At 69.4% G+C, this 22,194-nt stretch carries 20 protein-coding genes; 14 read left to right on the top strand and 6 right to left on the bottom strand.

The features are described from left to right. Positions 1–5: 5 nt before the first annotated feature. From ACOYJQ_RS15500 to ACOYJQ_RS15490, 3 genes are all read right to left on the bottom strand, one after another. Entirely contained in the window at positions 6–1,310 is a 1,305-nt protein-coding gene (locus ACOYJQ_RS15500; protein WP_433459681.1) for a methyl-accepting chemotaxis protein, read from the bottom strand. Between the two features lie 191 nt (positions 1,311–1,501). Beyond that, positions 1,502–1,666: a hypothetical protein gene (locus ACOYJQ_RS15495; RefSeq protein WP_433459679.1), complete on the bottom strand. Its 165-nt coding sequence runs from the start codon at positions 1,664–1,666 to the stop codon at positions 1,502–1,504. A gap of 134 nt (positions 1,667–1,800) precedes the next feature. Then, complete coding sequence (locus tag ACOYJQ_RS15490; RefSeq protein WP_433459677.1) at positions 1,801–3,171, bottom strand: glutamate--cysteine ligase; 1,371 nt, start codon at positions 3,169–3,171, stop codon at positions 1,801–1,803. A gap of 369 nt (positions 3,172–3,540) precedes the next feature. Between ACOYJQ_RS15490 and ACOYJQ_RS15485 the strand changes: the two genes are divergently transcribed. From ACOYJQ_RS15485 to lpxK, 5 genes are all read left to right on the top strand, one after another. Beyond that, complete coding sequence (locus tag ACOYJQ_RS15485; protein ID WP_433459675.1) at positions 3,541–4,359, top strand: inositol monophosphatase family protein; 819 nt, start codon at positions 3,541–3,543, stop codon at positions 4,357–4,359. A 150-nt stretch (positions 4,360–4,509) separates the two neighbouring features. After that, positions 4,510–4,743 (top strand): DUF4170 domain-containing protein, encoded by a 234-nt coding sequence (locus tag ACOYJQ_RS15480; protein ID WP_433459673.1) that lies wholly within the window; start codon positions 4,510–4,512, stop codon positions 4,741–4,743. A gap of 39 nt (positions 4,744–4,782) precedes the next feature. Next, the gene (locus ACOYJQ_RS15475; protein WP_433459671.1) at positions 4,783–5,514 is read left to right on the top strand and encodes a lysophospholipid acyltransferase family protein; all 732 of its coding nucleotides are present in this window, start codon (positions 4,783–4,785) and stop codon (positions 5,512–5,514) included. Positions 5,515–5,650: 136 nt separating this feature from the next. Next, positions 5,651–6,958 (top strand): 3-deoxy-D-manno-octulosonic acid transferase, encoded by a 1,308-nt coding sequence (locus tag ACOYJQ_RS15470; protein ID WP_433459669.1) that lies wholly within the window; start codon positions 5,651–5,653, stop codon positions 6,956–6,958. Positions 6,959–7,079: 121 nt separating this feature from the next. Then, positions 7,080–8,138, top strand: coding sequence for a tetraacyldisaccharide 4'-kinase (gene lpxK / locus ACOYJQ_RS15465; RefSeq protein WP_433459667.1), 1,059 nt, complete (start codon positions 7,080–7,082; stop codon positions 8,136–8,138). 83 nt (positions 8,139–8,221) lie between these two features. Here lpxK and ACOYJQ_RS15460 read toward each other — a convergent pair whose 3' ends face one another. After that, the gene (locus ACOYJQ_RS15460) at positions 8,222–8,464 is read right to left on the bottom strand and encodes a DUF2093 domain-containing protein (RefSeq protein WP_433459665.1); all 243 of its coding nucleotides are present in this window, start codon (positions 8,462–8,464) and stop codon (positions 8,222–8,224) included. A 97-nt stretch (positions 8,465–8,561) separates the two neighbouring features. Beyond that, the gene (gene xseA / locus ACOYJQ_RS15455; RefSeq protein ID WP_433459663.1) at positions 8,562–10,166 is read right to left on the bottom strand and encodes an exodeoxyribonuclease VII large subunit; all 1,605 of its coding nucleotides are present in this window, start codon (positions 10,164–10,166) and stop codon (positions 8,562–8,564) included. 116 nt (positions 10,167–10,282) lie between these two features. Here xseA and purD point away from each other — a divergent pair, with 116 nt between their 5' ends. From purD to groL, 7 genes are all read left to right on the top strand, one after another. Then, complete coding sequence (gene purD / locus ACOYJQ_RS15450; protein WP_433459660.1) at positions 10,283–11,557, top strand: phosphoribosylamine--glycine ligase; 1,275 nt, start codon at positions 10,283–10,285, stop codon at positions 11,555–11,557. Positions 11,558–11,615: 58 nt separating this feature from the next. After that, positions 11,616–13,139 carry a histidine--tRNA ligase gene (hisS, locus tag ACOYJQ_RS15445; protein ID WP_433459659.1) on the top strand — a complete coding sequence of 508 codons (1,524 nt, stop codon included), beginning with the start codon at positions 11,616–11,618 and terminating at the stop codon, positions 13,137–13,139. 39 nt (positions 13,140–13,178) lie between these two features. After that, positions 13,179–14,330, top strand: a complete 1,152-nt coding sequence (locus tag ACOYJQ_RS15440) for an ATP phosphoribosyltransferase regulatory subunit (RefSeq protein ID WP_433459658.1) — start codon at positions 13,179–13,181, stop codon at positions 14,328–14,330. Then, positions 14,327–15,313, top strand: coding sequence for an ATP phosphoribosyltransferase (gene hisG / locus ACOYJQ_RS15435; protein WP_433459657.1), 987 nt, complete (start codon positions 14,327–14,329; stop codon positions 15,311–15,313). Before ACOYJQ_RS15440 ends, hisG begins: the two co-directional genes overlap by 4 nt. Positions 15,314–15,511: 198 nt before the next feature. Further along, positions 15,512–15,994 carry an META domain-containing protein gene (locus tag ACOYJQ_RS15430; protein WP_433459656.1) on the top strand — a complete coding sequence of 161 codons (483 nt, stop codon included), beginning with the start codon at positions 15,512–15,514 and terminating at the stop codon, positions 15,992–15,994. Between the two features lie 257 nt (positions 15,995–16,251). Continuing rightward, the gene (gene groES, locus ACOYJQ_RS15425; RefSeq protein WP_433459654.1) at positions 16,252–16,539 is read left to right on the top strand and encodes a co-chaperone GroES; all 288 of its coding nucleotides are present in this window, start codon (positions 16,252–16,254) and stop codon (positions 16,537–16,539) included. Between the two features lie 51 nt (positions 16,540–16,590). Beyond that, a complete protein-coding gene (groL, locus tag ACOYJQ_RS15420) occupies positions 16,591–18,225 on the top strand; it encodes a chaperonin GroEL (protein WP_433459652.1) in 1,635 nt (544 codons plus the stop codon). A 130-nt stretch (positions 18,226–18,355) separates the two neighbouring features. Here the strand turns inward: groL and ACOYJQ_RS15415 are convergent, their stop codons facing one another. Continuing rightward, positions 18,356–19,402 (bottom strand): methyl-accepting chemotaxis protein, encoded by a 1,047-nt coding sequence (locus ACOYJQ_RS15415; protein ID WP_433459650.1) that lies wholly within the window; start codon positions 19,400–19,402, stop codon positions 18,356–18,358. Between the two features lie 337 nt (positions 19,403–19,739). Between ACOYJQ_RS15415 and ACOYJQ_RS15410 the strand changes: the two genes are divergently transcribed. Together ACOYJQ_RS15410 and murJ are read left to right on the top strand one after the other, a co-directional pair. Next, positions 19,740–20,540 (top strand): class II glutamine amidotransferase, encoded by an 801-nt coding sequence (locus ACOYJQ_RS15410; RefSeq protein WP_433459648.1) that lies wholly within the window; start codon positions 19,740–19,742, stop codon positions 20,538–20,540. A 14-nt stretch (positions 20,541–20,554) separates the two neighbouring features. Continuing rightward, positions 20,555–22,117, top strand: coding sequence for a murein biosynthesis integral membrane protein MurJ (gene murJ, locus ACOYJQ_RS15405; protein WP_433459645.1), 1,563 nt, complete (start codon positions 20,555–20,557; stop codon positions 22,115–22,117). The last annotated feature ends 77 nt before the right edge of the window (positions 22,118–22,194 follow it).

The raw sequence follows: 22,194 nt of genomic DNA, 5'->3' as shown, positions 1-22,194 counted from the left end.
TGGTATCAAGCGGCGCGAATGTCCGCGAAGAATTGCATGATCCGGGTTCGCAGACCGTTCGACTGGTTCCCCACCGCTTCCAGCGCCTCGCGCACGCGCGTCGCCGCCTCCCCGGAACGTTTCGCGCCGACGGTGATGGAGGAGACCTGTTCCGCGACGCCGTGACTGCTGTGGGCGGCATCGTGAACGTTGCGGGCGATCTCGCGCGTCGCGGCCTCCTGCTCCTCGATCGCGGCGGAAACCGATGTCGCGATGTCGCCCATCCGCTCGACCACCCGCTCTATCGACCGCACCGCCTCCGCCGTCGCCTCCGAAACCCCCTGGATATCGCTGACGTGACGGGCGATTTCCTCGGTCGCACGCGCGGTCTGCGCGGCGAGGTTCTTGACCTCGGAGGCCACCACGGCGAAGCCGCGCCCCGCGTCTCCCGCCCGCGCGGCCTCGATGGTGGCGTTGAGCGCCAGCAGGTTCGTCTGCGCCGCGATGGAACTGATCAACTCGACCACCTCGCCGATCTTCTGCGCCGATTCGACGAGATTCTTCACGGTGCTTCCGCTCTTGGCGGTCTCCGTCTCCGCGACGCGCGTCACCTCATGCGAATGGACCATCTGGCGGGCGATTTCCTGAATGGAACCCGACAGTTCCTCCGATGCCGCCGCAACCGTGTTGCTGGCCGTCGCCGCCTCTTCGGAAGCGGCCGTAGCGGCCTCGCTCGTCACCACCCCGGCCGTCGCCGCCCTGGCTATTTTCGAGGCGAGATCGCATGCCTCCTCCACCGTCGCAATCACGGCATTGATCGCAAGGGTCGCATCGCCGTCGAACCCGGCGATCAGTTCTTCAAGCTGGGCTGTGCGGTGGGCCAGCGTCTCCTGCGTCTCGATCTGGTCGTGAACGTCGATCAGCGAGCCGCAAGCACGCGTGGCGCGGCCCTTGGCGTTGCGCGCCACGCCACCCGTCGCCTTGAACCAACGATAGCTGCCGTCCCGCATTTTCAGGCGATAGATCGTTTCATAGCCCTCCGTATGCCCGGCGAGGGCGGCCTTGAAAGCGGTAAAGGTCTTTTCGACATCGTCCGGGTGCAGGCGGCCTGACCAAGATTCCATAACGTCGGGAAACTCACCGACCGTTTCGAAACCGAGCAGGCGGCGGAAGCCGGTCGTCCATGTCCATCGCCAACGTCCGTCAGGATGGGCGGGATCGTCCTCGCACAGCCGCGCATCCCACAGGCCGATGCCCGCATGATTGCTCCAGAGCGCGACGAGTTCGTCGCTCTGTGACGTCAGCGGCAAAATCTTTTCAAGAAATCCCATACCCGCCCCCTGCTTGCAGGCAAAAATCCGCGTTCCGCGTCTTGCTTCTGTCTGGAATAAGGCAGGAATGCGCCGCATATGTCAAGAACATGACGACTAATGTGTCGTCTCCCTCACGGGACATCCCAAAGTTCCTGACAAATCTCCAGGTTGGGGACGGCCAAGGGATTGCGGTCCGCGCGATCGGCGCTTCAGGGCACGCCGGCGGCGGCCGCGGCGAGAACGCGCGGCAGGCTTTCGCCGATCAGGACGAGGTTGAGAGCGATGCCGATCAGGGCGAAAAGCGCGATGACCCCGCAGCGTATCGCGCTCGCGGCACGCTCTTCGCGGATCATCGTTTTCAGCGTCGTCAGCATCCGGCCCTCTCCCTGGCCGGCATCGTGACGGGGAGCGATCAGCGGAAGGTTAACGGCCAGGACATTTCGCGCCGCAGGGTGAACGGCGCGTTAACGCCGCCGGCGCCCGCCCCGCACCGGGGATGCGCCGAGGCTCAGAACACGCATTCCGCGAAGGCGGGCTCGACGGAGCGGTCCCATGCGCCTTCCCACAGCGCGAGCAGATCCTCGGCCTGCGTGCGCCCGCGCGCGAGAATGGCGTCGAGCGGATCGAGGTAGCGCGTCTCGTCCTCGCCCGCGCCGTCGCGCCGTGCGCGGGCGCGCAGCCCGGCGCGGGCCAGCGTCAACACCTCCGTGCCGATCTCGCGCAGCGAGCGCCCGCGCACGGTCGCGGCGAGCCCCCGCGCCGGCGCGGCGTCGCGCAGGGCCTGCCGCTCATCGGCGGTCCAGTCGCGCACGATGTCCCAGGCCGCGTCAAGCGCGCCGGCGTCGTAGAGCAGCCCCACCCAGAACGCGGGCTTGGCGAGCAGCATCGGCACCGGCCCGGCGTCCGCGCCGCGCATTTCCAGAAACTGCTTCAGCCGCACCTCGGGAAAGGCGGTCGACAGGTGGTTCGCCCAGTCCGACAGCGTGGCGCGCTCGCCCTCCAGGCCGGGCATGCGGCCCGCCAGCAGATCGCGGAACGAGCGGCCCGCGACATCGTGATAAGTGTCGCCGCGCTTGACGAAATAGGTCGGCACGTCGAGCATCCACTCGACGTAGCGCTCGAAGCCCATCCCGTCCTCGAAGACGAAGGCGAGCATGCCGGTGCGGTCGCCGTCCGTGTCGCGCCAGATGTCCGAGCGGGCGGAAAGAAGACCGTTCGGCCGCCCGTCCGTGAAGGGCGAATTGGCGAAGAGCGCCGTCGCCAGCGGTTGCAGCGCCAGGCTGACGCGCAGCTTCTTCACCATGTCCGCTTCACTGGCGAAATCGAGATTGACCTGCACGGTCGCGGTGCGGAACATCATGTCGAGGCCGCGGCCGCCGACCTTCGGCATGTAGTTCGCCATGATGCGGTAGCGCCCCTTGGGCATCACGGGCGTCCCGGCGCGCGTCCAGAGCGGGCTCATGCCGAGCGTCAGGAACGAGATGCCGAGCGGTTCCGCCACCGCCTTCACATCCGCGAGATGGCCCAGGAGTTCGTCGCGCGTCTCGTGGACGGTGGCGAGCGGCGCGCCGGAAAGCTCGAACTGCCCGCCCGGCTCCAGCGAGATCGCACCGCCGCCGGCGGGATCGAACAGCCCGATCGGCAGGTCGCCCTCGGTGATCGGCTCCCAGCCCGTGCGCTGCGCAAGCCCCTCCAGCAGCGCGCGGATGCCGCCGTCGCCGGCATAGGGCACCGGCGCATGGCCCTCGCGATAGAAGGGAATCTTCTCGTGTTCGGTGCCGAGCCGCCAGTCCGCCGCGGGGCGACATCCCCGGACGAGGTATTCGACAAGCTCGCGGTGCGACTCAATCGGAGTAGGATCGGATGAATCGCGGGCCATGCAGCATTTTCCTGAAACGGGCGGCACCCTCGTGCGCGCGTGAAACGGGTCATCCTGCATAATGCGAACCATGGCATCCCGCAATATTCGGCAAGGCGGCCGGCGCGGGATAGATCGCGCCGGGGAGCGGAGGACGTGACAATTCTCACGTCGCAACCACCGGGCAAGCTTTCCCTGCCATCGTCGGCGCGAAGCCCTTCCGGCATCGGCCGGAGACCGGAGCCGATGGTATGACTTGTGGGCGCCGGCCATACTGACGTAAAATCCCGCCGCGGAGGACGCTTTCCGGCCGACGCGCGCCCTGGCCGAACGGCGGCGGGCGATGAAGTTTCGCGGAGAAAGGCCGGCGATCGTGCCGCCGGAAGTGTCATGCAGGATACGCCTTCCGCCCTCACGGACGACGAGCTCGACCGCATCAGGGCAGCCATTGCGGAAGCGGGCCGAATCGCGTTGTCTTTCTTCGCGGAAGGGGCGCGCACGCGCGCGGCCGTCGCCTTCAAGGGCGATCGCTCTCCCGTGACGGATGCCGACATCGCCGTCGACCGCTTCCTCAACGACGCGCTGACGCGCATCCGGCCCGACGCCGGCTGGCTGTCGGAAGAATCGGCCGACGATCCCGCCCGCCTCGACCGCCCGCTGACCTGGATCGTCGATCCCATCGACGGCACGCGCGCCTTCGCGGAAGGCGGGCGAGACTGGGCCATCAGCGTGGCCTTCGTGCGGGAGGGCGAGACGCAGGCCGGGCTGCTCTGGGCGCCCGCCCACGACCTTCTTTACGAAGCGCGCGCGGGCGCGGGCGCGCGCCGCAACGGCCTGCCCATCCGCGCGTCGCGGCAGCAGGAGATCGCGGGCGCGCGCATCGCCGGGCCGCGCGGCATGCTGGAGCGGCTCGGCAGGCAGGGCCACGCCATCGTCGCCATGCCACGCGAGCCCTCGCTCGCCCTGCGCCTCGCGCGGGTGGCCGACGCCGGGCTCGATGCCGGGCTCGCCGGCGAAAACGCGCACGACTGGGACATCGCCGCCGCCGATCTCATTCTGCGCGAGGCGGGCGGGCGGCTCAGCACCGCCGGCGGCGCCCCGCCGCGCTACAACGGCCGCCTGCCGGTGCACGGCCGCCTCATCGGCGCCAACAATGCGCTCGCGCCCCGCCTCGTCGCGGCGCTGGCGCGGGAGGAGGCGGGCCGATGAGCGCAGGCGGCGGACGTTTTCGCGGGGCGGTCGATTCCCTGTGCACAGCCGATTGCGCGCGATCCGGCATTCGGGCAGGAATAGCCGCGAACCGGCGCGAGCCGGCACCATCCGTTTTTTCTTCCATCCAGACAGAGTGAGACGATCATCATGACCGACGCCCCCAAACAGTTGCTCCACCTCGTATTCGGCGGTGAACTGGCCGATCTCGACAAGGTCGAATTCCGCGACCTCGGCAAGCTCGACATCGTGGGCATCTATCCCAACTACGCCCAGGCACAGGCGGCATGGAAGGCGAAGTCCCAGTCCAACGTCGACAACGCCCACATGCGCTATTTCGTGGTCCATCTGCACCGCCTGCTCAACCCCGACGAGACGGTGTGACGGCAGCCGGCGCGAGGACTCCGTCATGGTGGTGCTGAAATGGCGATGCTGAAGCGGATCACCCGCTCCCGCCCGGTGCAGGCGGCGCTCGGCGCGTTGCTCGCCGGCTACCTGCGGCTCGTGCGCGCCACCAGCAGCGTCGCGACCGATCCGCCGGACCTTTACGAGACGGCCGGCGGGCTGATGCCGGTGATCGTCGCCATGTGGCACGGCCAGCATTTCATGGTGCCTTTCGCCCGCCGCCCGCAGGACCCGGCGGCGGCGCTGGTGTCGCGCCACGGCGACGGCGAGTTCAACGCGCTCGCGCTCAACCGGCTCGGCATCCGCGCCGTTCGCGGCTCTGGCGCGCGGGAGCGGGCGCGCATGCACGAGAAAGGCGGCGTCGCGGCGCTGCGGGAGCTGCTCAAGGCGCTCGCCGGCGGCGAACTCGTGGTGTTGACGGCGGACGTGCCGAAAGTCTCGCGCCGCTGCGGCCCCGGCATCGTCACGCTCGCGCGCCTTTCGGGGCGGCCGGTCGTGCCCGTCGCGGTCGTTTCCAGCCGGCGGATCGATTTCCGCAGTTGGGACCGCGCCTCCATCGGCCTGCCGTTCGGGCGCATCGCGATGGTCGTCGGCGAGCCCGTGTTCGTTCCCCGCGACGCCGGCGAAGCCGCATTGGAAGACGCGCGCCTCGCGGTGGAACGGGGGCTCGACGCCGTTCACACCCGTGCATACGCCATGATCGGCTCGGCCGATCCGGGCGCGCGCGGCCATCCTCAGCAACAGGCGTGACGCCGCGCGCCCGGTGCGAGCGGGCAGGCGGCATCGGCCTCAAGGACGTAGAGTGCACATCAATTGACGAGCGCAGGTCAGAATATCCCGGCGAAGCGCGGACCCCGTTCCGCGTGCTTTCCGCGAGGCCGCTGACATGAACGGGCGGATCACGAACGGGCAATCCACCTGGCCGCTGGCGGCATACCGCCTGGCGACGACCGCGCTGTCGCCGTTCCTCGGCATGCTGCTCGCCTATCGCGCCCGTCACGGCAAGGAGGAGCCCGCCCGGCGCGGCGAACGGCGCGGCGTGCCGGGGCGCGAGCGCCCGCCGGGGCCGCTCGCCTGGCTCCACGGCGCGAGCGTCGGCGAGACGGTCTCGCTGCTGCCCGTGGTGGAGCGGCTGACGCGGCAGGGCTTCACGGTGCTCGTCACCTCCGGCACCGTCACCTCCGCCCGGCTGCTCGCCGCGCGCCTGCCCGGCCGCGCGCTGCACCAGTACATTCCCCTCGACGTGCCGGCCTACATGGACCGCTTTCTGGATTACTGGCGGCCGGATCTGGTGCTGATCGCCGAATCCGAGATCTGGCCGAATGCCCTGACCGGCATCCGCGAGCGCGGCGTGCCGGTGCTGCTGCTCAACGCGCGCATGTCGGAACGCTCGTTCCGGCGCTGGCAGCGCCTGCCCGCGACGGCGGGCGCCATGCTCCGGCATTTCGACCTGTGCCTCGCGCAATCGGCGGCCGACGGCGAGCGGCTGGAGCGGCTCGGCGCGCCGCGCGTGGTGGTCGCCGGCAACATCAAATACGACGTGCCCGCCCCGCCCGCCAACCCGGCGACGGTGGCGACGCTGTCGGCGATCGTCGGCGAGCGCCCGGTCTGGATCGCGGGCAGCACGCATCCGGGCGAGGACGAACTGATCCTCGAAGCCCATCGCCTGCTGACGCCGGCCTATCCCGCCCTGCTCACCATCATCGCGCCCCGGCATCCCGAGCGGGGCGCGGACATCGCAGCCCTCGCCGCGGCGCGCAACCTGCCGGCCGGGCTGCGTTCCGCCGGCGTCCTGCCGGAGCGGCACTTCGCCGTGCATGTCGCCGACACCATCGGGGAACTGGGCCTGTTCTACCGCCTCGCGCCGGTTGCCTTCATCGGCGGCTCGCTCGTGCCCCACGGCGGGCAGAATCCCATCGAGCCGGCCAAGCTCGGCACCGCCATCCTGCACGGCCCGCATGTGCGCAACTTCGCCGATGTCTACGCCGCCCTCGACCAGGCGGGCGGCGCGTGGCCGGTCGACAGCGCCGAGACGCTGGCGGGCGCCGTCTACGCCCTGCTCTCCCAGCCGGCGCAGGCCCGCGCCATGACGCGCGCCGCGGCGGCCACGGTCAACGCGCTGGGCGGCGCGGTGGAAACCACCATGCAGGCCATCGATCCCTACATCCTGCACATGCACCTGACCGCGCGATAGGACCGGGAGCGAAAGCGCACGAGACGAAATAATGCGCGGCAAGCTGCGCCGGGGCCGGAACCCGCGCGCCCCGCCGATGGTTGCGAGCGGATGGATATCGCCGCCGAAAAAGGATACGACGATGCGCACCCCCGCCTTCTGGTGGCCCTCGCCGCCGACATTCGCCGCGCGCCTGCTGCAACCCGCCGGCGCGGTCTACGGCACGATCACCTCCGGCCGCATGCGGCTGGCGGGCGCGGCGCCGGGCTGCCCCGTCATCTGCGTCGGCAATTTCACGGCCGGCGGCGCGGGCAAGACGCCGACCGCCATCGCGCTGGCCGCGCACCTCGGCGGGGAGGGCCGCACCGTCGCCTTTCTCACGCGCGGTTACGGCGGCCGGCTGCGCGGCCCGGTGCTGCTCGCCAACGACGACCAGACGCAGGTGGAATATACCCATGTCGATGTCGGCGACGAGCCGCTGCTGCTCGCCCGCCGCGCGCCGGTGATGGTGGCGCGCGACAGACGCGCGGGGCTCGCCGCGCTGCTGGCGCAGGAAACGGCGGAACGCGGCGCGCGGCCCGATGTCGTCATCATGGACGACGGCCTGCAAAACCCCGCCATCGCCAAGACGCTGGCGCTCGCCGTGGTCGACGGGCGAACCGGCGTCGGCAACGGCCTGTGCGTGCCCGCAGGGCCGCTGCGCGCGCCGCTCGCAAGCCAGCTTCCCCATGTCGACGCCCTGATCGTCGTCGGCGAAGGCGAGGCGGGCCGCGGCGTCGCGGAAGCGGCGGCGGCGCTGGGCAAGCCCGCGTTCGGCGCGCGCCTCGCGGCGGACCCCGACGCCGCCCGCCTCGTGAGGGGCCGGCGCGTGCTGGCCTTCGCCGGGATCGGGCGGCCGGAAAAGTTTTTCGACATGCTCGAAGAGCTGGGCGCGGAAGTCGTGCAGCGGGCGGCTTTTCCCGATCACGCGCCGTTCACGCCCTCCCGCATCGCGGCGCTGGAGGACGATGCGTTGCGCAAGGATCTGCTGCCGGTGACGACGGAGAAGGACGCCGTGCGCCTCCTCACGCTCACCGCCGCACCGCGCCTGCGCAAGGCGATGGCTGTGCTGCCCGTGCGCATGGCCTTCGACGACGAGGACGGCCTGCGCGCCTTTCTCGCCGCCGCCCTGCCCCCGCCGCCGCGCATCGCGGCGGCATAACGGGCATAACGCCGGGGATCCGCGGCCAAGGGCCGGTTGAATGAGGCACTTCCGGCGCAGGCCGCCCACCCGCCGGCCGGCTTTCAACCGGCCTGCTTGCCGCCGATCTTCCCGAGCTGCACGAGGCGCTGGTGCACGACCTGCGGCGAGGCGTAAGCTTCCTGAAGGTCCACGTTCCAGTAGCGCAGGTTGTCGAGCGCGATCGTCTGCCCCGTCACCGCGCAGCGCACGAAGGTGCCGGGACGCACGACGCGGAAATCGCCGTCCAGATACTGGACGCCGGCCTCGCCGCCGACCGGGAAGCGGTGATCGTGTCGGTTCATCATCTTGTCTTTCGTATCGTTTCCGGCCCGCCAGCGGGCCGCGTTTCGCTTTATATAGGACTATTCCCCGCCCGCGCGTCAATCGCGTATCAATTGTGGATCAATCATTTGCGCCGAACAGGTTGGGCTGGGTGTCCGGCGGCGTCTCGGATGGCGGCTTGGGCTCCGGCCTGCGCCGGCGGGCGCGCGCGGGCTGGGCGCCCTCCCCGGCGACGGCGCGCACCTTGCCGTCCGCGAACACGAGATCGAGCGCCATGCCTTCCGTCACGTCCGCGCGGGCGCGCACGGTGCGGCCTTCCGCATCGAGCACGATGGCATAGCCGCGCGCCAGCACGCCCTTGTGGCCGAGGCTTTCCGCCAGCTTCCACAGGCTGTCGAGCCGCGCGCGCTCCCCCGTGAGCCGCGCCGCGCCGGCGTTCGCCAGCCGCGCCCCGGCGCTCGCCAGCCGCTCGCGCGATGTCCCGATCCGCGTGAGCAGCGGGCGCGGCGACAGGCGCGAGGCGGAGCGCGCGAGGGTGGCCGCGCGTCGCTCGACGCCATGGGCGAAACCGCGCCCCAGCCCGTGCCCCGCCGCCGCGAGCCGGGCGCGGGCGCGCTCCAGCAGCACGAGCGGCGACAGGCGCGCGAGCTTCTGGCCGGCAATCGCGAGTCGCGCGGCATGGCGGCGCACGCCCGCGCCGAGAGACGAGCCGAGCCGGCTGCCGGCGAGATCGAGCCGCTGGCGCGGCGCGGCCAGCAGGTTGTCGGCCTGGGGCAGCGCCCGCGCCAGCGCCCGCAGATCGCCCGCCCGCCTGTCGCCGAGACGCACCATCGCGCCGCGATGGCGGCGGGCGAGATCGGCGACGGCGGCTTGCAGATCGAGCCGCACCGGCACCACCTTTTCCGCCGCCGCCGTGGGCGTGGGCGCGCGCAGGTCGGCGGCGAGGTCGATCAGCGTCCAGTCGGTCTCGTGGCCGATGGCGGAGACGAGCGGAATGGCGCTTTCCGCCGCCGCGCGCACGACGATTTCCTCGTTGAACGACCACAGATCCTCCAGCGAGCCGCCGCCGCGCGCCACGATCAGCACGTCGGGACGCGGGACGGAGCCATCCACAGCCAGCGCATTGAAACCGCGAATCGCCGCCGCCACCTCCGCCGCGCTGGTTTCGCCCTGCACGCGCACCGGCCACACCAGCACGCGGCGCGGAAAGCGGTCGGCCAGCCGATGCAGGATGTCGCGGATGACCGCCCCCGTTGGCGACGTCACCACGCCGATCACGGCGGGCAGATAGGGCAGCGGCCGCTTGCGCGTCTCGTCGAACAGCCCTTCCGCCGCGAGCTTCTTCCGGCGCTCCTCGAGAATGGCCATCAGCGCGCCGACGCCGGCGGGCTCGATGCTCTCGACGACGATCTGGTAGCGCGAGGAAGCCGGGAAGGTGGTGATGCGCCCGACGGCGATCACCTCCATGCCCTCCTCCGGGCGGATTTTCAGCCGCTGGAACACGCCCTTCCAGATCACGGCATCGATGCGCGCGCCCTCGTCCTTGAGGCCGAAATAGGCATGGCCGGAGGAATGCGGCCCGCGATAGCCCGTGACCTCGCCGCGCAGGCGCACATGGCCGAAAGAATCCTCCAGCGTGCGCTTCAGCGCGCCCGACAGGGAAGAGACGGTCCATTCCGGCGCGTTGGTTGCGGATGTTTCCGGCGTGACAGGCTTGCGATTCATGCTCCCCACTTTAAGGGAAGGCGGGCGGCGCGTCATCCGCATATGGCGCGCGGAAATAATGCATGCTAAACGCCGCCGATGATCGACAGGACCACTCAAGGCATATGGAGCGCCGGATGAACATTCTGCTGCTGGGTTCCGGCGGGCGCGAGCACGCGCTCGCCTGGGCGATCGCCCGAAGCCCGCTCACCGGGCGGCTGTTCATCGCGCCCGGCAATCCCGGCACGGCGCAGGTGGGCGCGAATGTGGCGCTCGACATCGCCGATCACGCCGCCGTCGTCGCCTTCGCCCGGGAGAACGACATCGGCCTCGTCGTCGTGGGGCCGGAAGCGCCGCTGGTGGCCGGCATCGTCGACGATCTTCTGGCCGCCGGCATTCGGGCCTTCGGTCCGCGAAAGATTCCCGCGCAGATCGAGGGTTCGAAAAGCTTCACCAAGGCCTTGTGCGACGAATTCGGCATTCCCACCGCGGCTTATGCCCGTTTCACGGAGGAAGCGCCGGCGCTGGCCTATGTGCGTGCGCGCGGCGCGCCCATCGTGGTGAAGGCGGACGGCCTTGCCGCCGGCAAGGGCGTCGTGGTGGCGGAGACGGTGAGCGAGGCCGAAGACGCTGTGCGCACCGTCTTTTCCGGCGCGTTCGGCGCGGCGGGCGCGGCCGTCGTCATCGAGGATTTTCTGGCCGGCGAGGAAGCGAGCTTCTTCGCCGTCAGCGACGGCGACACGGCCGTTCCGCTCGCCTCGGCGCAGGATCACAAGCGCGCCTACGACGGCGACCAGGGGCCGAACACCGGCGGCATGGGCGCCTATTCGCCCGCGCCCGTGGTGACGCCGGAGATCGCGGAGCGCGTCATGCGCGAGATCGTCAATCCCACCGTGGCCGGGCTGAAGGCGCGCGGCACGCCCTATTGCGGCGTTCTCTACGCCGGGCTGATGATCGGCGCGGACGGGCCGAAGCTCATCGAATACAACGCCCGCTTCGGCGATCCCGAATGCCAGGTGCTGATGCCGCGCCTCAGGAGCGATCTCGTCGCGCTGATGCTCGCCGCCGTCGAGGGGCGACTTTCGGAAGCCGCCGTGGAATGGTCGGACGACGCGGCGCTCACGGTGGTGATAGCCGCGCGCGGCTATCCCGGCGCGGTGGAGAAGGGCAGCCGCATCCGCAACATCGAGGCGGCAGAAGAGGTGGAGGGCGTGACCGTGTTCCACGCCGGCACCCGCGCCGTCGATGGCCGCATCGAGGCGGCGGGCGGGCGCGTGCTCGCCGTCACCGCGCTCGCGCCGACCATCGCCGGGGCGCAGGCGCGCGCCTATGAAGCCGTCGCGAAAATCGACTGGCCGGAAGGTTTTTGCCGCTCCGATATCGGCTGGCGGGCGATTGCGCGCGTGACTTGAGCGCCTGCCTGCGCTAGAGGCTGTTTCGTCTTCATGAATATGGAACGTATTGCCTGCCATGTCCGGGTCGCCGAAAAGCCAACCGCAAAAACCTCAGTCCCCGAAACTTCTGGCCCGCCAGCCGCGCGGCTTCGCCGATCGCGGCCCCGCCGATATCGCCGCCACCGAGCGCATGCTCGCCCATATCCGCGAGATCTACGCGCTCTACGGCTTCGACGCGCTGGAAACGCCCTTCGTCGAATATACCGATGCGCTGGGAAAATTCCTGCCGGATCAGGACCGCCCCAACGAAGGCGTGTTCTCGTTTCAGGACGACGACGAGCAATGGCTGTCGCTGCGCTATGACCTGACAGCCCCCCTCGCCCGTCATGTGGCGGAGAATTACGACGCGCTGCCGAAGCCGTTCCGCAGTTACCGCGCCGGCTGGGTGTTCCGCAACGAGAAGCCGGGGCCGGGGCGTTTCCGCCAGTTCATGCAGTTCGACGCCGACACGGTCGGCGCGCCCTCCGTCTCGGCGGACGCCGAAATCTGCATGATGGCGGCGGATACGCTGGAGAAGGTCGGCATCGCCCGCGGGCGTTACGTCATCAAGATCAACAACCGCAAGGTGCTCGACGGCGTGCTGGAGGCCATCGGGCTGGGCGCGGACGAGCACGCCGCGCGACGTCTCGTGGTGCTGCGCGCCATCGACAAGCTCGACCGGCTGGGCGCGGAAGGCGTCGCGCTGCTGCTGGGTCCGGGGCGCAAGGACGAGAGCGGCGATTTCACCAGGGGCGCCGGGCTCGCGCCGGAGCAGATCGCGCGCGTGCTCGCCTTCACCGACGCGCGCGGCGACAACGCCGGGACGACCCTCGCCAATCTGGAAAAGGTGGTGGAAGGTTCCGCGCGCGGGCTGGAGGGCGTGGCGGAGCTGCGCGAGATCGCGGCGCTGGTGGAGGCTGCCGGCTACGACGACGGGCGCGTCTCGATCGATCCCGCCGTGGTGCGCGGCCTCGAATACTACACCGGCCCGGTGTACGAGGCGGAACTGACCTTCACCATCGCGGGCGAGGACGGCGCGCCGGTGCGCTTCGGCTCGGTCGCCGGCGGCGGGCGTTATGACGGGCTCGTGGCGCGCTTCCGCGGCGAGGCGGTGCCGGCGACGGGCTTCTCCATCGGCGTGTCGCGGCTGCTCGCCGCGCTCAAGATCGTCGGCAGCCCGATCGTCAGCGACACCGGCCTCGCCGGGCCGGTCGTGGTGCTGGTGCTCGACCGCGCGGAGATCGCCCATTACCACGCCCTCGTCGCCCGTCTGCGGGCCGCCGGCATCCGGGCGGAAATGTATCTGGGCGGCTCCGGCATGAAGGCGCAGATGAAATACGCCGACCGGCGCAACAGCCCCTGCGTCGTCATTCAGGGCTCGGACGAACGCGCGGCCGGCACCGTGCAGATCAAGGATCTCGTCGCCGGCGCGGAGCAGGCGGAAACGACGCGCCAGCTCGACAACGCCGCCTACAAGGCGCAGCGCCTGGCGCAGTTTTCCGTGCCGGAGGCGGAGATGGTGGAAGCGGTGCGCGGCGTGCTCGCCGCACGGCAGAGCTGATAAAAGACCGGGCTGATCGCGAATCAGGAGACGCGGCCGATGTCACAGGTATCGGAAGAAAATGCGGCCGACCGCGCCGGGGCGTTGCTCGCGCTTTTCGCGCGCGAGGGCTACCGGCGCATCGAGCCCGCCGTGCTGCAACCGGTCGATGTGTTTCTCGATCTCTCCGGCGAGGATATCCGCCGCCACATGTTCCTGACGCAGGACGCGGACGGCAACGAGCTGTGCCTGCGGCCCGACTACACCATCCCGGTGAGCCGTGATTACCTCGCCCGGCACGCGGCCGGCGGCGTCGCCTCCTTCAGCTATCTCGGGCCGGTGTTTCGCCAGCGCGCGGGGCGGGCGGGGGAATTTCCGCAAGGCGGCATCGAATCCTTCGGCCGCGCCGACCGCGAGGCGGCCGATGCCGAAATCGTGGCGCTCGGCGTCGAGGCGCTGACCGGCCTCGGCGTGGCGGAGCCTTCCGTGCGCATGGGCGACATCGGCCTGCTCACCGCGCTGCTCGACGCGCTTTCCGTCTCACCGCCGCAGCGCCGGCGCATCCTGCGCGCGGTGGCGGAAGGGCGCGCGCCGGATGCCTGCAACGGCAACGGCAACGGCGCCGATCACGCCGGCCTGCTCGCCGCGATCGAGGGGCAGGATCCTACCGCCGCGCGGGCCTTCGTGGAAGACGTGCTGTCGATCGCCGGCATCAGCAGCGTCGGCGGCCGTTCGGCGGGCGAGATCGCCGAACGCTTCCTGGCGCGCGCGACGGAGCGCAACGGCGGCCATCTCACCGACACGCAGCGCGAGGTGCTCGACCGCTATCTCGCCATCGAGGGCGATCCCGACAATGCGGCGGGCGCCATCCGCGCGCTGGCTGGCGACGCGGGGCTCGACATCGACGCGGCGCTCGCCGCCTTCGAGGCGCGTACCGGCTTCATCGCCGCGCGCGGGCTCGATGTGGGCGCGATCACGTTTGCAGCCAGTTTCGCGCGCAACCTCGATTATTATACCGGCTTCATCGTGGAGATGCACGACGGCACGCGGCCGGATACGCGGCCCATCCTGGGCGGCGGCCGCTACGACAGCCTCCTGACCCATCTCGGCGCGCCGCAACCCGTGCCGGCGGTGGGCTTCGCCGTATGGATCGACCGGCTCGACCCGGACAACACGCTCGATTCCAGCAATGCCCCCGGAGACGCCGCATGAGCACGCCGCTGATCATCGCCGTTCCCTCCAAGGGCCGTTTGCAGGAGAACGCCTTCGCCTTCTTTTCCCGCGCCGGTCTCCAGCTCGTGCGGCCGGGCGGCGAGCGCGACTATCGCGGCGCGATCAAGGGCGTGCCGGATGTCGAGGTGGCGTTTCTGTCGGCGTCCGACATCGTCGGCCAGCTCGCCACGGGCGCGGCGCATTTCGGCATCACGGGCGAGGATCTGCTGCGCGAGCAGCTCGCGGATGCGGATGCGGCGGTGGAGTTCGTCTCGCCGCTCGGCTTCGGCTTCGCCGACGTGGTGGTCGCCGTGCCGAAGGCGTGGATCGACGTGCGCACCATGGCCGACCTCGACGACGTCGCCGCCGACATCCGCCAGCGGCACGGACGCCGGCTGCGGGTGGCGACGAAGTACATCAACCTGACGCGCCGCTTCTTCGCCTATCACGGCGTCGGCGACTACCGCATCGTCGAGAGCCTCGGCGCGACCGAAGGCGCGCCGGCGGCCGGCACGGCCGAGATCATCGTCGACATCACCACCACCGGCGCGACGCTCGCCGCCAATGCGCTGAAGATCGTCGACGACGGGGTGATCCTGCGCTCGCAGGCCAATCTGGTGGCCTCCGTCTGCGCGCCGTGGTCCGCCGCCGCGCGCCGCGCCGCCCGCACCATCCTCACCCGGATCGCGGCGGAGGAGGAGGCGCGCAACACGCGCGAACTCACCGCCGTGCTGCCCGACGGCGCGCTGTTGCCCGACGATCTCGAAACCCGTTTCAGTGCCACCCTGCCGCTGGGCCTTCCCGACGCGCAGGGGCGCGTGACGCTGCATTGCCCCGGCCCGCAGGTTTTCGCGCTGGCGGATGCGCTCGCCGGCGCGGGCGCCGATCCCGTCACGGTCCGTTCCGTCGACTGGGTGCTGCGCCGCTCCAACCCGTTGATCGAAAAGCTGCTCGCCCGCATCGGCACGGGCGCTTCGGCCTGAGTCGAGCCATCCGACCCGGCGCGGTGCAGACTTCGAGGTTGCCTGCCCCGCCGCCGACAGTTATGGTCGGCGGCGCGTAGTTCCTGTCATGACGGTCGGACGACCGCGAAGCGTTCGGAATAGATGAAGTCCATGAAGCCTGTCCGTCTTTCGTTCCCTACCCGACTCATGGCCCTTCGATTCTCGGCCCGTGAAGAAATGCGCGCCGGCGCCGTTCTCGCCGCCGTTGCCGCCGCGCTGCTCGGGGCGTCGTCGGCGCAGGCGCAGATCAACAACGATCCGGGCATGCTGCGCGGCAACGAGGCGGGCGGGAAAAGCTCGGCGGTTCCGCAGCAGAAGGAAAAACAGTTTCCGGTGGGGTCGTCCTGGGCCGCCATCAGCCTCAACGACAAAACCTATCCCATCGGCCCCAGCCGCCCCTACTTCACGCTCGACAGCCAGTTCCAGCTACGCGGTTTCGGCGGCTGCAACACCTTCTCCGCCACGGCCTATCCCCTGCGCAGCCAGGGCTTCGCGGTGAGCCCCTTCGCCATGACGCGCCGCAGTTGCGGCCCGCAGATCGACGCCGCCGAACGCGCCTTCATGCTGGCGCTGCGCATGGTCCAGAAATGGGATCTCGTGAAGGGCCAGCTCGTGCTGCAAGGAATGTCGGGCACCATCCGCGCCGACCGCTCCCTCTGAGACCGCGAGCCGGAAAACGTCCGCCTTCCCCGGAAGAATGTGACGTCAAAACAAACGGTTGAAGCGGAATTGCGCTTCATTTCGCGCCGAACGCCAAAAATCGCCTCTCTCCCCGTCGGCGCGGCCTTGACATGATCCGGGCGCGTTACTAACTTCCTCTCCAGTTGTTAGCACTCACGTCGAGAGAGTGCTAACGCGATCTCGATATCCATCAACCGCGTCATCTGCGCGCGCCTGATAAAGAGGAAGCGGATTCCATGACATTCCGTCCGTTGCATGATCGTGTTGTCCTTCGCCGCGTCGACAGCGAAGAGAAGACCAAGGGTGGCATCATCATCCCCGATACCGCCAAGGAAAAGCCGCAGGAAGGCATCGTCGTCGCCGTGGGTCTCGGCGCCCGTGACGAGGATGGCGAGCGCATCACGCCCGACGTCAAGGAAGGCGATCGCGTGCTGTTCGGCAAGTGGTCCGGCACCGAGGTGAAGATCGACGGTGAAGATCTTCTGATCGTGAAAGAGTCCGACATCCTCGGAATCATCGGCTGATTGCCCCATCCGCATTTTCATCAGACGATTTAAGGCAGGAGTTATAAAGCCATGGCTGCCAAGGACGTAAAGTTTTCCGCCGATGCGCGCGAGCGTCTGCTGCGCGGTGTCGACACGCTCGCCAATGCGGTGAAGGTGACGCTCGGCCCGAAGGGTCGCAACGTCGTCATCGAGAAGTCGTTCGGCGCGCCGCGCATCACCAAGGACGGCGTGACCGTCGCCAAGGAAATCGAGCTTGAGGACAAGTTCGAGAACCTCGGCGCCCAGCTCGTGCGCGAAGTCGCTTCCAAGACCAACGACCTCGCCGGCGACGGCACGACGACCGCGACCGTTCTCGCCCAGGCCATCGTGCGCGAAGGCTCGAAGGCGGTTGCCGCCGGCCTGAACCCGCAGGACCTGAAGCGCGGCATCGACCTCGCTGTCGAGGCGGCCGTCAAGGACATCAAGGCGCGCGCCAAGAAGCTCGCCAACTCGCAGGAAGTCGCGCAGGTCGGCACGATTTCGGCCAACAGCGAGGCCGAGATCGGCAAGCTGATCGCCGAGGCCGTCGAGCGCGTCGGCAACGAGGGCGTCATCACGGTTGAGGAAGCCAAGAGCTTCGAGACGGAACTCGACGTCGTCGAGGGTCTCCAGTTCGACCGCGGCTACCTGTCGCCCTACTTCATCACCAATGCCGAGAAGCTGATCGTCGATTTCGAGGACCCCTACATCCTCATCCACGAGAAGAAGCTCTCCACGCTCCAGCCGCTGCTGCCGGTGCTTGAAGCCATCGTGCAGACCGGCAAGCCGCTGCTCATCATCGCCGAGGACGTCGAGGGCGAGGCGCTCGCCACGCTCGTCGTCAACAAGCTGCGCGGCGGCCTGAAGGTCGCGGCCGTCAAGGCGCCGGGCTTCGGCGACCGCCGCAAGGCCATCCTCGAGGACATCGCCATCGTCACCGGCGGCCAGACGATCTCGGAAGATCTCGGCATCAAGCTCGAGAACGTGACGCTGGCCCAGCTCGGCCGCGCCAAGCGCGTGCGCATCGAGAAGGAAGCCACCACGATCATCGACGGCTACGGCGCGAAGGAAGACATCGACGCCCGCGTCGCCCAGATCAAGGCGCAGATCGAGGAGACCACCTCGGACTACGACCGTGAGAAGCTTCAGGAGCGTCTTGCCAAGCTCGCCGGCGGCGTCGCCGTGATCCGCGTCGGCGGCGGTTCGGAAGTCGAGGTGAAGGAGCGCAAGGACCGCGTCGACGACGCGCTGAACGCCACCCGCGCCGCGATCGAGGAAGGCATCGTCCCCGGCGGCGGCGTCGCGCTGCTGCGCGCCAAGGCTGCCGTCGAGGCGCTCAGCACCGACAACGCCGACATCAAGGCCGGCGTCGACATCGTGCTGAAGGCGCTTGAGGCGCCGATCCGCCAGATCGCCACCAATGCCGGTGTCGAGGGCGCGATCGTCGTCGGCAAGATCCTCGACACCGAATCGCAGACCTTCGGCTTCAACGCCCAGACGGAAGAGTTCGTCGACCTGATCGAGGCCGGCATCGTCGACCCGGCGAAGGTCGTGCGCACCGCCCTTCAGGACGCGGCCTCCGTGGCCGGCCTGATCGTCACCACCGAGGCGCTCGTGGCCGAGCTGCCGAAGGAGAAGCCCGCCCTTCCGGCCGGTGGCCCCGGCGGCTTCGGCGGCGACTTCTGATCCGCCCGATGAAATCCCGGATCATCCGGGATTTCACGGCACCCGACATGACGGCCGGCTTCAGGAATGGAGCCGGCCGTCAGGCTTTCAGACCCGCCTCAAAGCCTGCATGCGACCGGCCGCGCCGCCGTCACGCGCCTTTCGCGACGATATCGCGCACGACGCAGCCGAACCATCCGAGCCCCCGATAGGTTTCGTAGCCCGGCGTTCTCGCGTAGCCGACAAGCTGCCCGTCGGCGGTGTAACTGCCCGCTTCCCGCTTCGCATCCAGAACGAAACGTTCGCCGAGGATGCCCTTGCCGGTGGAATCCGCCAGCACCTGAAAGTTCTGGTCGAGAATCATCACGCGCGAGATCTTGCGTTCCTCCTGCGTGAGACGCACGCCCTCGACGACGGTGCGGGCCTGCGGCCCCCAATCGAAATGAATCCCGAGCACGCCGAGGGCCGGCGCGGCGCCGGCGCCATCCGCGAAGATCGGCGCGGCGTAGGTCGCGGCAAGGGCGTTCTCCAGTTCCCCCACCCGCTTGATGTCCGCGACGCTGTAGCCGTCCGGCCCTCCTCCCGCCAGCGCCTCCCGGAACCAGGGCTGGGACGCGACGGAATGGCCGACCACGTTCGGATATCTGTGCGGCCGCCCGTTGGCGAGCACGCGCCCGCCGGCATCGCAGATCCAGAGATCGAGATAGACGGTGTAGGCATCCAGAATGACGCCGAGCCGCTCCTGCGCATGGCGGCGGGCCTCGGCAGCCGGGTTGCCGGCGCAGGCGACGATGGCGGAATCCGTGGCCCACCAGCGCACGTCGCAGGTGCGTTCGTACAGGTTGCGGTCGATGATCTCGATGGCGTTGAGGGCGAGATCGGCGAGCCGCTGCCCGTTGAACAGATCGATGATGACGCCGCCGACCCGCTCCAGTTCCGTCAGATCGGTCTGCACCTCGCCTTGCAGGGCCTCGGTGATGGCCATGACCTTTTCGGAAACGCTCTTGACCTCCTCGGCCACCACGGAAAAGCCGCGGCCCGCCTCCCCGGCGCGGGCGGCCTCGATCAGCGCGTTGAGCGCGAGCAGCTTCGTCTGGCTCGCCACCTTGGCGATATCGGCGATCTTGTCGCGAGCCGTCAGGTTGATGCGCCCCGTCAACTCAAGGATTCGCTCCGGTTGATAGTTTATATTCGACATATCTCCCCCTCACTCGTCCAGAGGGATGATACGATTGTCATGATTCATTCGCAATTTATCGGCACCTGGCAACAAGCCTATATTTCAGCATATCTTTCATGGACGGCCTGTTTTTTAAGCATATTGCATGCAAAGCGAGATGGATTCCTTTCTTTGCAGCGGAATAACCAGCCTGTAATTTATGCGCCGGGCGGCGGAACGAGCCTGGAGGGAACCGTCGGGACAGCGCACGGATGCATCTCTGCACAGGATTCGGGGCTGTGTTGCAGTGCATGGCATACGAAGCGCGCGTTCGGCCCTTGCATTCTCCTGACATCAAATCCAGTATGTAGACATCATGTGCCGTCTTCTTGCCTATTCGGGTGATCCCACCTTCATGGATGCTCTGGTCTGCGCGCCGAACAACTCGCTTGTGCGCCAGTCCCTGCACGCCTGCGAGGGCAAGACGGCCACCAACGGCGACGGCTTCGGTCTCGCCTGGTACAGCGACCGCGAAGAACCCGGCCTTTTCAGGGACTTGCGGCCCGCATGGTCCGACGAAAACCTGCGGTCGCTCTGCGCGCAGGTGCGTTCGCCGCTGTTCTTCGCGCATGTGCGCGCCGCCACGAACACCGCGACCACGCGCGCCAACTGCCACCCTTTCGCCTGCGGCCGTTACGCCTTCATGCACAACGGCCAGATCGGCGCCTATCATAAAGTGCGCCGCAGGCTGGAGGCGTTGTTGCCTGACGAGCTTTTCGACCTGCGGGCGGGCACGACCGATTCGGAGCTGCTGTTCCTGCTCGTTCTCGCGGAAATGGAGCGCGGCGAGAAGCCGGCGGGCGCCGTCAGCCGGGTGATGCACCAGACCAAGGAGCTGATGCTGGCGGCGGGCGTCGCGGAAGCGCTGCGCTTCACGGCCATCCTCAGCGACGGACAGACGATCTGGGCGTTCCGCGTCGCCTGCGACGGCCTTTCGCCGCGGCTTTACCTGCGCGAGCGGCCCGGCGCGACCATCATCGCCTCCGAACCGCTCGACAGCCTGCGCGATGCGTGGACGCTGGTGGCCGACAATTCCGTCACCACCATCCGGCACGGCCTCGGCGCAGTGACCGAGCCGCTGGCGATCACCGGGCCGTGCTGGCCCGTCGCCGCCTGACGCGCCCTGCCCGCATGTCTGGCAACCGATCGCTCGTGCGCGCCGGCACCGTCGTGGGTGCGGCCGCCGTCGCGTCGCGCGTGCTCGGCTTCGTCCGTGACGTGCTGATGGCGCAGGTGCTGGGCACCGGCGCGGTGGCCGACGCCTTCCTCGTCGCCTTCCGCATTCCCAATGTCGTGCGGCGCGTGCTGGGCGAAGGCGGGCTCAACGCCGGTTTCGTGCCGCTCTACGGCGCGATGCTCGCGCGCGACGGCCAGGCGGCGGCGCGGGCTTTCGCGGGGCGCGCCATCGGTGACGCCGCGTTGTTGCTGCTGGCGCTCACCGCCGTCGCCGAACTTCTCGCCGGGCCGCTCGTGTTCCTGTTCGCGGCGGGTTTCACGGAGGAAGGCGGCAAGCTCGCGCTGGCGGCCTTCTACACGCGGCTGGCGCTGCCGTTCATCGCCTTCACCGGCCTTGCGTCGCTCCTCGCGGCGCTGCTCAACGCGCACCGGTATTTCACCGCCGCCGCCGTCGCGCCGGCGCTGGTGAACGCGCTGCTGATCGTCGCGCTGTTGCTGGCGGACGGCGACGCCGCCGCGAGCCCGCACGCCGGCGCCGATCCGCAAACAGGCGCATGGCTTGCGGCGGCGGTCAGCCTGTCCGGCCTGCTTCACCTCGCCGTCGTCGCCTGGGCGGTGGGGCGGATGCCGGAACGCCCGCATCTGCGCCGGCCGGCCCGCGCCGGAAACGCAGGCGGAAACGGATTGGGCCATCTGCTGCGCTTCGCGCTGCCGGCGCTCGTCGCCAGCGCGATGACGCAGGTCATCCTGCTCGCCGCGACGGCGCTCGCCTCGGCGGAGCCCTCCGCCGTTTCGTGGCTCTATTACGCCGACCGCGTTTTCCAGTTGCCTCTGTCCTTCATCGGCGTCGCGGCGGGGGTCGTGCTGCTGCCGGAATTCGTCGGCGGACGGGATGCGCGGCGGGATGTCGCGCCCGCGCTGACGGCTTTCCTCACCGGCGCGCTGGCGCTGGCGCTGCCGGCGGCGGCGGGGCTCATCGCGCTCGGCCCCACGGTGACGGCGGTGCTGTTCGAACGCGGCGCCTTCACGGCGGCGGACAGCCGGCAGACCAGCGCGCTGCTGATGGCGCTCGCCACCGGGCTGCCGGCGGCGGCGGCGAGCAAGGTGCTGATCCAGCCGTTTTTCGCCAGCCGGCGACTGGCGACGCCGTTCGCCGCGGGCATCGGCGGCGTCGCCGTGACGCTCGCGGCGGCGCGGCTCACGGATATCGGCACGGCGGCGAGCCTCGGCCTGTGGGCGCAGGCGCTCGCCCTCGGCAGCGGCGCGCGGCGGAATATCCTCTGGTCACGGTCTTTCGGCGTCCGCATCGGCGGGCTGACGCTCGCCGCGCTCGCCATGGGACTGATGGTCGCGACGCTGGACCGGCTCGCGGCGCCGTGGCTCGCGGCGGAGCAGCCTTTCGTGCTGCGCGCCGGCGTGCTGACGGGGCTTTGCCTCGCGGGGATCGCGGCCTATGCGGCGCTTGCCGCGCCGCTCGGAGGCATCCGCGAGCTGGTGCGCGGGAAAGGGGCGCGGTAGCGCTTTTTCCCTTGCCCAAACGCCCGCGCCTGCGATAACCCGCCTGCAATGAATTGACCACAGACCCGACGAAAGGG

This window comes from Pseudochelatococcus sp. (assembly GCF_050946405.1).
GTDB lineage: Bacteria > Pseudomonadota > Alphaproteobacteria > Rhizobiales > Beijerinckiaceae > Pseudochelatococcus.
Note: the sequence above shows the minus strand (reverse complement) of the source record. Positions and strands in the feature narration are given on the sequence as shown.